The sequence below is a fragment of the Treponema sp. OMZ 803 genome (assembly GCF_024181165.1).
In the GTDB taxonomy this organism is placed as follows: Bacteria; Spirochaetota; Spirochaetia; order Treponematales; family Treponemataceae; genus Treponema.
Window position 1 is genome coordinate 143,461 of the sequence record NZ_CP051195.1, and the last position, 15,395, is coordinate 158,855.

Below are 15,395 nucleotides of genomic sequence, written 5' to 3' on the forward strand. Positions count from 1 at the left end.
CGTTGGTTCAAATGGTCACTGCATAAAAAAAGCCCTGCCGATATAATCGACAGGGCTTTTTCGATAGCCTTTATGGCCTCGGTGCGCTTAGCTGGAGCTATAAGAAAAATTATTTTTCCGCTAACAACATCGTTTTGGTATCAAGCTTGCAGCCGGTATCAAAGTCTGCTTTGCCACGGGCTTTTAGCGCATAGATTTTAACTGCTTCCGGTGCGGGTTCCAAATACAGGATAACATCAAGATCATTGGCATACGGTTTCAGATCAGGGTGGATAACCTTTTCGCGTACGTCTGCGGAAGCTGTATACCAAACAAACATGCCGGTCTCTTTTGCAAAAGCTTTTATTTGCTGGATTGCTTCGGGTACCGCTTTTGAAAAATCAAAATCGTCGATCATCAGTGCGGAAGGTTTGGAACCGATTTCAAATAGTGCTTTTACGGTTTTGATAATCTGGGTTGTACGTACGATATCTTGATTAAAATTAAGAACAATACGCCGTGCGATAACCTCAGATTTTAATTCGGCAGCTTTTTCAAGGTGTTTTTTCTCAGCTGTTTCGTCAAACATATTGTTATACCATGTAATGGCATAATCGGTTTGCTGACTGAACGAGATATGTACAATCGGTTTACCTTGCAGCAACTGATCCAATCCGAGCTGAACCAGCATGGAAGTTTTTCCAACGCCTCTTTTAGCCGTTACAATGCCGATTTCTCCCGGCTGTAACGCCCCTCCGAGCGCTTTTTCAAAATTACGAACAGCGCTGCGTTCGATTAAATCCTCTTTAACCATTTCCCGCCTCCTATTTTTGTTGTTCCGCTTTGCGTTTTTCTTCATACGCTTTAATTAATGCTTCCGTAACACTCTGGGGAGCTTTGCCGTACTTCGCAAATTCCATTGAGTATTCAGCTTTACCCTGCGTTGAAGAGCGCAAAATGGTTGAAAAACCGAACATTTCGCTTAACGGGACTTCCGCATCGACACGGGTAAACTGTTCATCCTCAGTGGATGCTAATATTATACCACGACGTTGGTTAATAAGTCCAAAGATATTTCCTTGGAATTCCTGCGGGCCTTCAATAGAAACCTTCATAATCGGTTCAAGCACAATCGGATTGGCTTTTTTATACGCTTCGCGGAAAGCGCCGATAGCTGCAGCTTGGAATGCCATATCGGAAGAGTCTACCGGGTGTGTTTGACCGTCGTTGATGGTAACCCGTACGCCGACAATCGGGAAGCCGATCAGCGTGCCCTTCTTAACGGCCGCTCTAAAGCCCTTATCGCAAGACGGAATAAATTCCGAAGGAATGGCGCCGCCCTTAATCTGATCGACAAACTCGTAGTCTTGCTCGGAGGTAGGTTCGATAAAGCCTGCAACACGGCCGAACTGACCGGAACCGCCCGTCTGCTTTTTATGGGTGTAGTTAAAGTCCGCACGCTGGCTGATCGCTTCGCGGTAGGCAACCTGCGGCATACCGGTTTCTACTTCGCACTTGTATTCGCGGCGCATTCGTTCAATGTATACATCCAAGTGAAGTTCGCCCATACCCTGAATAATCGTTTCGTTCGATTCGGGGTCTACATACGTGCGGAACGTGGGGTCTTCTTTGGTAAAGCGGTTCAACGCCTTGCCCATTTGGTCGGCGGATTTCTTATCTTTGGGGGTAACCGACAGCGAAATAACCGGATCCGGCACGAACATCGAGCTCATCGCGTAGTTAAGGTCTCCGCCGCAGAACGTATCGCCTGATGCGCATTCGATACCGAAGAGCGCGACGATGTCTCCCGGGCCGCCTTCGGTAATATCTTCCATTTCGGCGGAGTTCATACGGACAAGACGTCCGACCTTAAACTTTTTACGTGAACGGGTATTGTACAGTTCGCCGCCCTTTTTTAGCGTTCCCTGATAGATACGCACATACGTCAACTGACCGTATTTTCCGTCTTCCAGCTTAAAGCCGAGTGAAACAACCGGATCGTCAGGGTTGGAAGTCAATACAACCGGCTCTTCGTTTTTATCCAAATTGAGTGCCTTGTTGGTAATCTCCGTCGGATTGGGCAAGTAGTAGGTAACGGCATCGAGCAAGGGCTGGATACCTTTGTTTTTATAGGCTGAACCGAGGAACACCGGTACAAAAGCTTCTTTTAACGTACCGGCGCGTACCGCTGCACGGATCATCTCTTCCGTTTCGGCTCCTTCGAGGTATGCTTCCGCAAGCTCATCGGAGAACATGGAAGCTGCATCAATCATTTCTTCGCGGTACTTTTTTGCTTCATCCAAAAGATGAGCAGGAATTTCGGCAACACGGAGTTCGGTACCGCTGTCTCCTTCAAAATACAGCGCTTTCATCGTTACGAGGTCGATAACGCCTTCAAGTTTATCTTCAAGTCCGATCGGGAGCTGCATCATATAGGCGTTCAGGCCGAGCTTTTCGCGCAGCTGCATCCGTACCTTTAACGGGTTGGCGCCGGTTCTATCGCACTTGTTGACAAAGGCGATACGCGGGACATGGTAGCGTTTCAACTGGCGGTCAACGGTGATAGATTGAGACTGTACGCCGGCAACGGAACACAGTACCAAAATAGCGCCATCCAAAACGCGCAGGGAACGTTCAACCTCGATAGTAAAGTCGACGTGTCCGGGAGTGTCGATAACGTTAATGGTGTGATCTTTCCATTTTACCTGTGTCGATGCGGACTGAATGGTGATACCGCGCTCCCGTTCCAATTCCATATTGTCCATAACGGCGCCGACACCGTCTTTTCCGCGTACCTCATGAATGGTATGAATACGGTCGCAATAAAACAAGATACGCTCTGAAAGGGTTGTTTTTCCCGAATCGATATGCGCACTTATACCGATATTTCTCATTTTTGAAATATCACTACTCATAATTCTTCTACCTCATTTCTATAGATTTCTACGTCAAAAAACCGGCAGTTAAAAAATATCAATTTTCGTAAACTGCCTATAAGCAAGATTATAAATTATACAGGAAACGGTTTTTGATTGCAAGAGTAAAGTTTTTTAAATTCATTTTTTATTGACATATATAGAGATTGTATATACTCTTAAAAAAATTGAAGGCCTAATATGACATCTTGTGTACACGCAACCGAATGGCACGGAACACGCGCCGCTATTGTATCGAATACCAATTTGATAACGGAATATGCTATCAACTGCGATACACCGAACGGGCGCATGAAAACCTTTCATTTATTTTCAGGAGTTGATTATGCACTTACAACTTTTGAAGCGTCCTCATGTGATTACCGAAAAGAGCCGGTACCGAATATTCTGGAAATAGCCTATTGCAAATCAGGCAGGTTTGAATGCGAATATAAAAGCGGTTACTTTACCTACCTTGGAGACGATGATTGCGCGATCGGTGTTTTGGAAGCTCAAACGGAAAAGCCTTTTTTCCCGTTAGGATATTACACCGGCTGCACAATCATTATCGATGTCAAAAAGACAGGTACGGTTTTTCAGAATACTATCGAAGGCATATCCATTGATCTACCGGCATTACTGCAAAACTATTGTCCCGACAATAAATGCGCAGTTATTAAAACACCGCCAATGCTGCTCCGTATATTCAATGAATTATATGAAGCATCTCAAGATTGCCGCTTTCCCTCTGATACAACAAACGGCTACTTGCGGCTGAAAGTTTTAGAGCTGTTGTTTTTATTGCAGCACTATAAACCGCAAAAGCAGTCTGCGGCACATACCTGTTTTTCAGGAGTATATATAAAAAAGATAAAAGCGATTAAAGCTGATATTACGGAACACTGGAGCGAAAATCCGCGGTTAAAAGATTTGTCGCAAAAATACGGCATCGGTTTAACGGTAATGAAAGACTGTTTTAAAGCGGTGTACGGAAAACCGATTTATGCTTTTCAAAAAGAATACAAAATGCAAAAAGCGGCGCAGTTATTACACACGACGGAAAAATCGATTACGGAAATTGCCTCCCTAATTGGATACGAAAACCCGAATAAGTTTTCCTCCGCTTTTAAGAATACATTCGGATATTCTCCGCGGGAATACCGCCGGAATAATTTATAATTGATACTTTGTAATGGATAATTATTTTGGGCGTTCCGGTTCCCGTCGGGCTTTACGCTTATAGCTTTTTGCTGCGTTTGTATCATTTCAGCAGTGTTTCTCCTCACGTCGAAAACTGCATGTGACTTCTTCTGGCAGCAAAAAGGCTATCGCTGCAATCCCTAACGCAACGTCAAAAATGTACATCCTTGTACATTTTTGACTGCGAGTTTTGCCTTACGTCAAAACATCGCGTCTGTCTAATACCACGGACATCCTTGTCCGTTCTGAATTGACTTCCGTGTCAAAATTTGCACGCGAGTTTTTTTGCAAAGCAAAAAAATATCGCTGTTGCTTAGAACCAACGGCATCCGTGCCGCTTTTGAAAATCCTCGGCGTATCAAAACTGCCAAGGATGGCAGTGGTTTCAAACGGAATCGAGTTCGCACTGCGAACTCGCAGACAAAGAATGTACACGGATGTTCATTCTTTGTCGTGCCTGCGGGTGTTTTTTGTGCGCTCCTAGCATCTGTACCTTCTATTCCAAAAGACTAACGGAAGGTCTATCCTCAAGCCTCTCTTCTGTGCGAAATTTTGCATAAAATTTCGCACATTTTTCCATCAAAGGGGTAAACGCATCAGGCAGAATAGATAAAAATCGCGGAAAAATTGAGACTGTGAGACCATTTGAACCATCTTCAACTGTTGTACGTCCATGTACATCAGTTGAAGGCGAGTTTTGTGCGTGCACAAAACATCGCTACTGTATGGAACTACTGCCATCCATGGCAGTTCTGGTTGAATAGTCTCAATTTTTCTGCGGGGATATTAAAAAAACAGCCTGATGCGTTTGCCCTGGCCAATTTTCACGGCTTTTTGGATAGGTTTTGACTGAATGGAGTGGAAAACAGCTGTTCATTGCCGCTATAGTATTCTCTTGAGTTAGCAGATGTTAACTCAAGAGGAGGAATTAATATGGAAGTAAAAACGGATGGTTCGGCGCGGTTACGGTTAAAGGATATTATCACGCTTTCGATTTTTAATATCGCGATGCTGGTGATTATGGTTATCGTTAAGATGGTGATGACAATAGCGGCAACGCCCGCACTCGATTACCTTTTTTACGTCGGTGTGATGGCTTTTTTCTGCGCACCGCTCTACATTGTTATGTCAAACAAAACGGCGAAACACGGAACATTCCTTGTAACGGCAATTTTTTGCGGATTGATGATGGCTGCGTTCGGCTCGGCATGGTTTTCTGCAGTGATGCTTGTAGTAGGTCTCATCTGCGAGCTTTTGATGCTGGGTAATACTACCTACAAAAACCCGGTGCGGAACGGTATCGGCTATGTGGTATATTGGACGCTATACGCATGGGGTAGTTCAATTCCATTGTTCTTTTTTAAGGACTCGTACTTAAAGAGCTTAGGTGATTCATATACCGAAGAAGGTAAACAGGTATTGATTCGTTTTTACGGTTCGCTTGATATGCTGCTGCTTATCGGTTTGATTTCGGCGGCACTTGCGGCTGCAGGTTTTTGGGTCGGTATGCTGTTTTTCAAAAAACATATTCAAAAAGCAAAGTTAGCGTAAAGCCAGTGCAAAATCTCGACCCTCGAACACACCTTGCTGTTATGCTGTGTGCCACGGCTGTTTGGTTTTTCTACGAGCAGATCGGGCAAATGCATTGTCTGTGCCTGCTGGCAGGCTGTTATCTGCTGCAGGTGAAGGAAGTGCGAACGGCAGGACGTTTGTGTCTTTTCTATACTATTCTCCAAGTACTTGCCCGGATCTGTGCGCCGCATACAGCGCTGCTCTATGTGATCCTGCATACCCTTGCCCGCTCAATTCCGCTCGTGATGTTTGCTGCCGCCATTGTAAAAAGCAATCCGAGCAGGCTGATGGCAAGCTGGCAAAGCCTGCACATTCCTAAGTCCGTAACGATTATGCTCTGTATGATGATGCGCTTTTTTCCGGTACTGCGGAAAGAGATGGCATCGATTCGGGAGGGAATCAAAGCACGGGGATTGTTTCCGCATTGGCATGATTATATCCGTCATCCGGTTATTGTGTATGAAAGTTTTTTTGTTCCGTTTACCGTTCGCTGTTTAAAGCTGTCGGCAGAATTGGGTGCAACAGCGGAACTGCGCGGTTTGGATGCTCCTCAAAAACGAAGCAGCATATATGCCACTCCGCTGTCTGTCTACGACTACCTTACGGTTGGACTATACGGTACCGCAATGGTTCTCATTGCCATTGTGTAAAATACGGTTGCTATGTCTATGATTGCGTTTTGTGATGTATCGTTTTGTTATGGGAAAGCGGAGCTTGCGGTAGGGAATCGGCAGGATGCTTGCATTGAGGGAATGTCCTTCGATATACGGGACGGGGAATGCGTTGTTTTGTGCGGAAGATCAGGGGCGGGAAAAAGTACCGTGTTGAGGCTGATCAACGGTTTAGCTCCGGCATTTTACGAGGGAACGCTGCATGGTTCGGTGCTTGTTGGCGGGAGAGAACCTGCGTCTATGCCGCCTGAGCAGCGGGTGCAAACATTCGGGGTTGTGTTTCAAGACCCGCGCAGTCAGTTTTTTATGAACAGTGTGCAGGATGAAATTGCGTTTTCCGCAGAGAATATCGGACTGGAGCCGATGTACGTGAAAGAAAAGGTACGAGAAGCGGCTGCACTTCTTAACATAGAGCCGCTGTTATGCCGAACCGTTGATACCCTATCGGCAGGGCAAAAACAACGGGTAGCGATTGCTGCAGCGCTTATTTTATCGCCTCAAATCTTGATCTTGGACGAACCTGTTTCCAATTTGGATGCGGATGGTATTGAAATTCTTACCGGTCTTTTGGCGGAGATTAAAAAGCGGGGAACGACGATTATCATCAGTGAGCACCGGCTGCACACATTTTTAGGAATTGCAGATTCATTTTTGCATATCGAAAACGGCAGGGCTGCACACCGGTGGACAACAGATGAGTTTTACCGTTTGCAGGAAGGTGAGTTACGGCAGTTCGGCTTCCGGTATCCCGGTATGGCGAACTTATCTTTGCGAACAAATAACATTCATACAACGGAAGTGATAGGACAACCTGAAAGCGCCGCACTAAACGAAACACCGAAAAGAGCAGCAGTAGAAACGTCAACACCGGATCCGGTTGTAAAATTACCGGAAGCGGCAAAAATAGAGCCGGATACATCGCAAACTGCTTTATGTGTGTCGGATGTAACGTATTTATACCGAAATGTCCGATATGCGGAAGATAGCAGCGAAAAAGGCAGCAGTAAGGAAAGGGAATGCGGCATACGGAATATCAGCCTTGTTTTTCCGCAGGGGAGCGTTACTGCACTGACCGGAAAAAACGGCGCCGGTAAAACTACCCTATGCAAGGTACTGTGCGGACTCCTGCGTCAACAAAACGGTAGTATTACCCTGAACGGACAGAAGCTCTCGTGTGCACAGCGGCGGCGTATGAGTTATTTTGTGATGCAGGATGCCGATTATCAGCTGTACTCAGACAGCGTCATCAATGAGCTGTTGCTGGGGCGGAAACCGTCTCAAAGCGTAAAAGAGCGTGCGGAAGAAGCGCTTGAGCTATTCCGCTTGCAGGCGGTACGGAACCGGCATCCTGCATCGCTCTCCGGCGGAGAAAAGCAGCGGGTAGTAATTGCCGCGGCGTATTGCTCGGAAGCACAGCTCTTTGTGTTCGATGAGCCGACCAGCGGCATGGACGGCGAAGGGCTTTTGAGTATGGCACAGTGGGCTGGTATGCTTGCACAGGCGGGAAAAACCGTTGTCATTATTACACATGATGAGCTGCTGAGTGAAATGGCTTGTGATTATAGGATAAGGATGAAGGCTGCCGTAGCTATTTCTTAACGCTCGCCCGCGCAGCTTTTACGATAGATTGCTTCTCATATTAACTATTAACCGCACTTATAGTATAAAAGCTGCTTAATCTGTAACTATTGCCGCTAGATACGGTTATAGCGTATTAGGACTCTTTTAACAATCGGATGTTTTAGAGATGTTTACTCTATAAAGATTTCTATTATATAATATGCTATAATTATAATAATATGCTATAATTATAATGATAAGCGCATTCTGCGTGCGTAAAAAAGGAGGAAGTATGGTTACAGTCGATCAAATTCAAAAGGCTCTGGACGGTATTCGTCCTCATTTGCAGGCTGACGGGGGCGATGTGGAATTTGTCTCAATGTCTGATGATGGTGTCGTTTCCGTCCGATTAAAAGGGGCTTGCGGTTCTTGCCCAATGGCTTTGATGACGTTAAAGTCCGGCATCGAAGCTCAATTAAAAGAATCCTATCCCGATGTAAAAAAAGTTGTCTCCGTTTGATGTTCATGCCTCAACCGATTTGATATATTCAAGTTTTTGGGGTGTTGTGCCGATATAATAAAAGGGTGTTTATGCAATAATGCCCTTAATCAAAATTAGTATAAAAGTTGTAGCCTACCGGTACTTTCTGTAGGTTTCCGGGGAAAGCTTCCGTATTAAGCGAGAGCTTATTTGTTTTATCTTAAGGAACTTTTATGAAAAAGCTACTGCTCTGTGTTTGTCTATTTCTCTCTCTGGTCTCATTTCTATCTGCGGGTGGTAAAGTTGAAACTCGTACTGTAGATAACCCTGAAAGCTGGGATGAAGCCTTTGATCTTACTGAGAAAAAACCGGGTAAATATAATGTACTTGTTACGGCTGAAGATTCGGCTGGTAATATCGGAGAGGCCGGTCCCTTTAATATATATATTGATCCCCGCTCCGATCAGCCTGTTGTGTCTATTACCAACCCCGTCAAGAATATGAATATTACGGGAACTTTTAGTGCCTCCGGTACCTGTTTTGATGATGATGGTATTGATTATATTGAAGTAGCGTTGGATGGCAATGAACCTGTTCGTGCAAAAGGCAAACAGTTTTGGACGCAGACTTTCAATACAGCTGATTTGCAAGAAGGCGTACACCGTATTACTGCATGGGGCACCGACATTAACGGATTAAAGAGTGATGGGGTTTCGGTTGAGTTTAATTTGAACTTGCATACGCCCGAAACCTTTGTAACAAGTATGGATGACGGCGCCTTGATTTCAGGCAAGAAGGTGTTAGAAGGAATTGTGCGAGATGGAAACGGTGTAAGCAAGTTATTTTATTCGCTTGACGCCGGGCATACTTATACACCGCTTGCTCTTAAATATGATAAAAAAGCAGGCGTTTCTTCCTTTAAGCTTGACCTTGATACACGTAAAATGCCAGAGGGGCCGACCGTATGTTGGTTTAAGGCTGTGGATAAATTAGGGGCAGAGGGTATTTCCACGTTTTTATTCTTTATTGATAATACTCCCCCCGTGGTTGATTTCTTTTATCCTGCCCCCGCGGAAAGGGTTAGCAGTGTTTTTGGAATAGCAGGCTTTGCAAGCGATTCGGTAAACCTCAAGTCTTTATCGTGGCGAATGGGAAATCAGGCAGGAGATTTTGAACTGATTAAAGGAAATTCTTATTGGGTTAAAGAATTCGATGTGAGCAATTTTTCAAATAAAACCGAGACGGTCGAAATTACTGCCGAAGATGCAGCCGGCAACATTACGAAGGTAATGCGGACAATTACGATCGATAAATCGGTGGATATTCCACGCCTTACAATAGCGCAGCCTGCTGCTAATGCCGTTACCGGTAACAGTGTGTATCTTGCCGGTTCAATTGAAAGTGCCTCAGGGGTCTCTGAGATACGCTACAGGCTCGATCGAGAGGAAGAAGTAACTGTGCCTGTCAGTATGGGGGCCTTTGGTGTTCCTGTTACCAATATTGCAGGAGGGGCGCATACGATTTCGGTTTATGCCGTTACCCCCCAAGGTGTAAGAGGTAATACCGAAACGGTATCTTTCTCGGTGATAGGTACGAAGCCTGTTATCGGACTTGAGGGAACCTCTAGTGTCGTACAGCCGGTAGCACCTGACAGCCGCACTCCTGTTACAATAAATGTTAGCGCTGGGGCAGGACTTGATTCAGTTTCATATACTGTTGCAGATAATGCTGAAATTCCGGTTTCCATAAGGAAAGGGGCTGCAAATACGCTTATCCGGATTCCGATTGATGCTTCATTTACCGGCAGGGTGGTGCCCGTTGCGGTACAGGCTTCTGATATATATGGTCGGGCGGTTGCTCAAACGATTTTAATAGATTCGCAGTCGACTTCGGAAGGAGAAGCTTTTGTATGGGCGGAAGGAAATAAATCTTCTGATGGAACTTTTATTTTATCCGATAACAATACGTTAACAGCAGTGTATCGCCCTGTAGGAGGGGCGGAGATTGCTTCTGCCGAATTAGCTGGTTCTACAATACCCTGCGAACTATCGTTTTCAGGTCACATCATTGCTCTCGCAATTACTGAAGAAGGCTTGTATAAAAATGTACGGATTACTGTTACCGATACGGAAGGTCGTACCTTCACATCTTCAGGTATTAATATCCTCATGGATAAAACTGCTCCGGTAATTAAGCTGGCGCTTACCGAAGAACCGCGCTTTATAAAAGAATCGCTGGAATTAGCCGGCACAGTTTCCGATATTTCTGCATTACAGTCAATAACATACACGGTCGGCGATTCCGAGGCTCAACCGCTTTCTTCCGCTAAGTTTTCTCAGAAAATCGCTTTGGGAAATTATCCTGACGGAGTTATTGTCGTGGGTGTACATGCAGTCGATGTGCTTGGACAGAAAAGCTCTGCGTATCGGACATTCTATAAAAACTCACAGGGGCCGCAGGTGTCACTTATTCTCCCTCGTGAAGGAGATAAAGTTAACGGCTCTATTTTGATGGTTTTTAAACCGGATAACTATTCTGCGCTCGAAAAGGTCGAATATAAACCGGAAGGTTCTAATCGTCCATGGGAGCTGATAGAAATTTCCCCTCTTCCCCACAAGATTATCGGTACGGCGTCCGCACCGATTGGTAAGGGAATGGTGTTCCGATTTACAGATAAGGCAGGGAATGTCTCAACATATAACGAGTATCCTTTTGAAATAGATACTGAATCGGATAAGCCGGTTATTGAAGTACACTTACCGGAAGAAGATGCTATTGTGGTAAAAGATTTTGTTCTTTCCGGTATTATACATGATGATGACGGCGTTTCGAAAGTCTTTTATCAGATTGACAATGGCACAATAAAATCCCTTGAAGTAAAAAATACCTTTACGATTCCGTTTGCTTTAACCGATTTTACGGATAACGAACATACTATTTCGCTTTATGCCGAAGATATTTACGGTGTTAAGAGCAATGTGTTTAAGCGGAAGGTACGGGTTTCTCTTGCACCTCCCTCGGTAGCGGTTCAAACACCTGTAAGTACGTCCATAGTAAAAGATATTATTACTATCACAGGAACTGCAGCCGATAAAAACGGCGTTAAGTCAATTGAGGTGTCGCTTGATAACGGGAATACGTATTCTAAGGCGGAGGGGAGCGAAAACTGGCATTACGATTTTAATACTGCTGTGATTGCCGATGGGACTCATGTAGTATTTATAAAAGCTATAGATCAGTACGGCGAAGAATCTCGAACCTCTACCTTGGTAAACATTGATAATACAGCGCCGGTTCTCAAGTTTGAATATCCAATTCCCGGTGGAAAATACGGTAATGACCTTTTTATTTCAGGGCAGGTATATGACGAAACCGCCTTAAAAGAAGTTGCTGTCCATATAAAAGGGTTACAAGGTCAGTCGGTACCGGCAAAGTTTTCAAATACGGTGCTAGAGCCGAAGCTTATCGTCTCCAAGACTATCAATGTTGCAGATCTTCCTGAAGGATCTTATAACCTCGAAATTGTCGGTTCAGATGAGGCCGGAAATGTCACCAATATTGCCCGAAATTTTGTCATTGATCGTAGTAATGATAAAGGAAAGATCGAGCTCCTTGCTCCACTTATGGGAGAAACATTGGTAGGCGAGTTTAATATATATGGAAAGATATCCAGTACGATTTTCCCTGATTCCGCGACCTTATATATCGATGGTGCGGAACGTGGTACAGCCACTATTTCTCCGACCGGTTATTTCAATTTTAAAATAACGCCTGAAGGTATGACTGAAGGTCCACATAAAGTATCGGTTAAAGCGGAAATTGTGAAAAACAAGCCGGAAACTTCTGCCGTACATTCGATAGTTTATAAGGCTACAGGTCCATGGATTACGATTGATAATTTTGCGATGGGTGATTTTGCCGTCGAGCGGCCGTATTTGAAAGGCAGGGCGGGATACACTCTTTCCGAGGAAGAGGAGCTATTGCTCAAAGATAAATCTACGGCAGTCGGTATTCGCGAGGCAATTGCCGCAAAGAAATTAGTTGCTGTAGAGCTTAGCTTTAATAATGGTAGAACATTTATCTCTCTTGGTTCAAAAGCTAACTGGAGGTACCGGCTTGAAACCGGAGATATGGCAGAAGGTGAGCATTTCCTGCTCGTGCGTGCCCGGATGGCAAATAATGAAACTGCTGTTTGTCGTATGGTGGTAAGTATTGATAAGACTGCTCCTGTTGTTACGTTGCTTACTCCGGATGAAGGCGGGACCTATAACCAATCTTTGAGGTATGCAGGATTAGCAACCGATGATGTTTCCGTTACCAATGTTGCTTTGTCCTTACGGAAGGGCGATAAATACCTTTACGGCATACCCAAGGTCATACAAGGGTTGCATTTTGATGTTGGTTTCTGGGGTGCTACGTTGTGGAATGCAGGAGTTGGATTAAGTTTCTTCGGAAGCAATGTGAAATTACAACTTCATTATGGGCAGTTTTTGCCCTCGCAATGGAATTTATTCTATAAGGGTGAAAGCATGCGATATGGCGGACACGTCGTCAGTATGAAGATCCTAGCAAATGTATTCGAGCTACCTTTTGAATCTTTCGCGGGGCCTGATTGGTCGTGGTTATATATGACCGGTGCTTTAGGGGCAAATTTCTCGGTCTTTACAAAAACCCAAAAGGGAAAACCGCAAGTCCTTGCAGCTATGCTTGCACAGATAGAATTCCCTCGCGTTAAGCTACCAAAGAAAAAGATAAAATATTTTAGAAGTTTCGCTGTGTATACGGAGGGGCAACTTTGGTTTATCCCGACCGATGTCAGCGAAGGATCATCATCCAAGATAAAGGGTGTTCGTCCGCATATATCGGTCGGTCTTCGATTCGATGTATTCTAAAGAAAATAGGGATGTCTGGAAACTTGTCTGCTTTTTTAGGCATCCCCGCAAGTTTAAAATTAAGTCTTATGCAATAATGACTTAATTTTAAACATTGCATCTAAATCTAAGAAAACTGTCCGAAAACTGTTTTGCAGTCTGCCTTAACGGATATAATAAATCATCTCTTTGCAGAAAAAGTCGATTGTAATATATGAGAGTCTATTGTATGATAAGACCATGAAAATAAAAGAAAGACAAATGACATGGCGTACATACCTTGCCTATGGCGGCGGGGATTTGTATGGCGGCGGTTGTTTTTTTATTGTTACGACATTTTCAATGTATTATTTGGTAAACGTCATCGGGGTGCATCCCGCATTGGCTGGCTTAATTCCGGCAATCGGTAAGGTATGGGATGCGGTTTCCGACCCGATGATGGGGTATATTTCCGATAACACCCCGCGGACGAGGTTTGGCAAACGGCGCGTATGGTTTTTAGTTTCTATTCTTCCCATAGCCTTATCATTTATCCTTATTTGGTTTCCGATTACCATTGAAGGGCAAACAGGCAAGTTTATCTTTTATACCGTTGCTTATATCATCTTTTTTACGGTTTCAACCGTGTCTTATATTCCGTATGCAGCGCTCAGCGCCGAAATAACAAAAGATTTTTCTGAGCGGAATAAGCTGAACAGCACTCGACTGATGTTTTCGTTTGTTGCAACGTTGCTTGGCGGGGTGCTGGCGCAGCCTATTATTGACCATTTTAACGGAAGTGCTCAGGGGTATTTTATCATGGGATGTGTATTTGCACTCATTTTTGCACTCCCATGGATACCGCTTTATTTTGAAACATGGGAACTTCCTCAGAATGAATCCGCAGAAAAATCAACTCAATCGTTTATAAAAAATTTCTTATCGCTATTTCAAAATAGGTCATGTAGAATTCATATTGCGATGTACGTGTGTTCTTTCGGTGCGCTTGATATTTTTATGTCATTTGTACTTTTTTATATTGTCGACTATTTAAATAAGGGAAATATTTTTGTTATTGCCCAGGGGAGTCTTTTAATTGCTATGATGGTGATGTTGCCGGTGCATAGCTATTTTATCAACCGGAAAGGGCATAAGCCTGTTTACATTACAGCGCTTACCGTATTCATCCTCGCTATTTTATTGATGGGGCTTCATACTCCCACATCCAGCGGCGTGTGGCTAATATTGAACATGGTACTGATGGGAATAGGCATAGCAGCGAATAATTTAATTCCTCATCAACTGTTGCCGTTTATTTCCGATATAGACCGTGTGATGAGCGGTAAACAGCGTACGGGTACATATTCAGCGGCGATGACGCTTGCGCGGAAGCTGTTTTTAGGTTTGATTATCATGCCGACAATCGGTGTCGGGTTGAGCAAAATCGGATATAAAAATCCGGTGCCTTCAATTTTGACGCAGAGCCAATTTGCGGAAGCGGAAGCACTTTGCAAAAGTACGGCGACATCGTTTTCGAAAATAGAAAAATATTATGCTCTATATGAAGATGGCAATTTGCATTTGAAGTACGCCGGCAAAGATACGGACGGCATAATAAAAAGTATCTATAAGAAACACAAAGCCGTCGCGAGTACTGAAGTGATTTCTTTTTTTGAAAACACTGATTCTTTTACAGAGATTCCGACAAGTATATTTGATGATTTTATCCTACCGTCTTTCCATACTGCAGACTTTGCACAGGCCGATAATAAATTTCTTGTAGCGTCTTCGTACGAGAAAGAAGGTACCATGTATAAAAAAATAATTCCCATTGGTTTTTATACAAAATCCGATTTATATGATTTGAAAGTGTTATTGGATGCGATCGATTTTAAGTATTCGGGTATTGGTCAGGCGCAAAAGCCGCAGCAAAAACAGGAAACGCTCAATAAAATCAGATTGATGTTTATCGTGTTGCCTGTCTGTATGCTACTGCTTGGCATTTTGTTTGCTTCACAATTTAAAGTTACACCGGAAAATCATCAAATCATTTTAAACGAAATCAAACGCCTTGAAGCTGGCGGTAGCAAACAAGATGCCGATGAAAAGACAAAAGCTGTATGTGAGTTATTAATCGGGAAAAAGTATTGCTGAATGTCCGAATTTT

General features: G+C 44.0%; 9 protein-coding genes. 7 read left to right on the forward strand and 2 right to left on the reverse strand.

All coding sequences use genetic code 11. From position 1 onward, the window contains the following. Positions 1-109 precede the first annotated feature (109 nt). Both ABH09_RS00630 and fusA read right to left on the reverse strand, forming a co-directional pair. Entirely contained in the window at positions 110-793 is a 684-nt protein-coding gene (locus ABH09_RS00630; protein ID WP_162662010.1) for a hypothetical protein, read from the reverse strand. A gap of 10 nt (positions 794-803) precedes the next feature. Continuing rightward, positions 804-2,894, reverse strand: a complete 2,091-nt coding sequence (gene fusA / locus ABH09_RS00635) for an elongation factor G (RefSeq protein ID WP_162662011.1) — start codon at positions 2,892-2,894, stop codon at positions 804-806. A gap of 201 nt (positions 2,895-3,095) precedes the next feature. On the opposite strand from fusA, the gene ABH09_RS00640 reads away from it, so the two are divergent. The 7 genes from ABH09_RS00640 (at position 3,096) to ABH09_RS00670 (ending at position 15,382) form a co-directional block, all read left to right on the forward strand. After that, complete coding sequence (locus ABH09_RS00640; RefSeq protein WP_253714811.1) at positions 3,096-4,073, forward strand: helix-turn-helix domain-containing protein; 978 nt, start codon at positions 3,096-3,098, stop codon at positions 4,071-4,073. 954 nt (positions 4,074-5,027) lie between these two features. Beyond that, positions 5,028-5,645 carry an MptD family putative ECF transporter S component gene (locus tag ABH09_RS00645; protein ID WP_253714812.1) on the forward strand — a complete coding sequence of 206 codons (618 nt, stop codon included), beginning with the start codon at positions 5,028-5,030 and terminating at the stop codon, positions 5,643-5,645. Positions 5,646-5,650: 5 nt separating this feature from the next. Next, positions 5,651-6,316 (forward strand): energy-coupling factor transporter transmembrane component T family protein, encoded by a 666-nt coding sequence (locus tag ABH09_RS00650; protein ID WP_371922118.1) that lies wholly within the window; start codon positions 5,651-5,653, stop codon positions 6,314-6,316. A gap of 12 nt (positions 6,317-6,328) precedes the next feature. Beyond that, positions 6,329-7,936: an ABC transporter ATP-binding protein gene (locus ABH09_RS00655; RefSeq protein ID WP_253714813.1), complete on the forward strand. Its 1,608-nt coding sequence runs from the start codon at positions 6,329-6,331 to the stop codon at positions 7,934-7,936. Positions 7,937-8,189: 253 nt separating this feature from the next. Next, positions 8,190-8,417 carry a NifU family protein gene (locus ABH09_RS00660; protein WP_162662015.1) on the forward strand — a complete coding sequence of 76 codons (228 nt, stop codon included), beginning with the start codon at positions 8,190-8,192 and terminating at the stop codon, positions 8,415-8,417. Positions 8,418-8,611: 194 nt separating this feature from the next. Beyond that, positions 8,612-13,270, forward strand: a complete 4,659-nt coding sequence (locus tag ABH09_RS00665; protein ID WP_253714814.1) for an Ig-like domain-containing protein — start codon at positions 8,612-8,614, stop codon at positions 13,268-13,270. A gap of 240 nt (positions 13,271-13,510) precedes the next feature. Next, positions 13,511-15,382 carry an MFS transporter gene (locus tag ABH09_RS00670; protein WP_371922165.1) on the forward strand — a complete coding sequence of 624 codons (1,872 nt, stop codon included), beginning with the start codon at positions 13,511-13,513 and terminating at the stop codon, positions 15,380-15,382. The last annotated feature ends 13 nt before the right edge of the window (positions 15,383-15,395 follow it).

Bases quoted from the DNA above. Each gene is read 5' to 3' on its own strand.
- ABH09_RS00630 (WP_162662010.1), bottom strand. From the start codon at position 793: ATGGTTAAAGAGGATTTAATCGAACGCAGCGCTGTTCGTAATTTTGAA.
- fusA (WP_162662011.1), bottom strand. From the start codon at position 2,894: ATGAGTAGTGATATTTCAAAAATGAGAAATATCGGTATAAGTGCGCAT.
- ABH09_RS00640 (WP_253714811.1), top strand. From the start codon at position 3,096: ATGACATCTTGTGTACACGCAACCGAATGGCACGGAACACGCGCCGCT.
- ABH09_RS00645 (WP_253714812.1), top strand. From the start codon at position 5,028: ATGGAAGTAAAAACGGATGGTTCGGCGCGGTTACGGTTAAAGGATATT.
- ABH09_RS00655 (WP_253714813.1), top strand. From the start codon at position 6,329: ATGTCTATGATTGCGTTTTGTGATGTATCGTTTTGTTATGGGAAAGCG.
- ABH09_RS00660 (WP_162662015.1), top strand. From the start codon at position 8,190: ATGGTTACAGTCGATCAAATTCAAAAGGCTCTGGACGGTATTCGTCCT.
- ABH09_RS00665 (WP_253714814.1), top strand. From the start codon at position 8,612: ATGAAAAAGCTACTGCTCTGTGTTTGTCTATTTCTCTCTCTGGTCTCA.
- ABH09_RS00670 (WP_371922165.1), top strand. From the start codon at position 13,511: ATGACATGGCGTACATACCTTGCCTATGGCGGCGGGGATTTGTATGGC.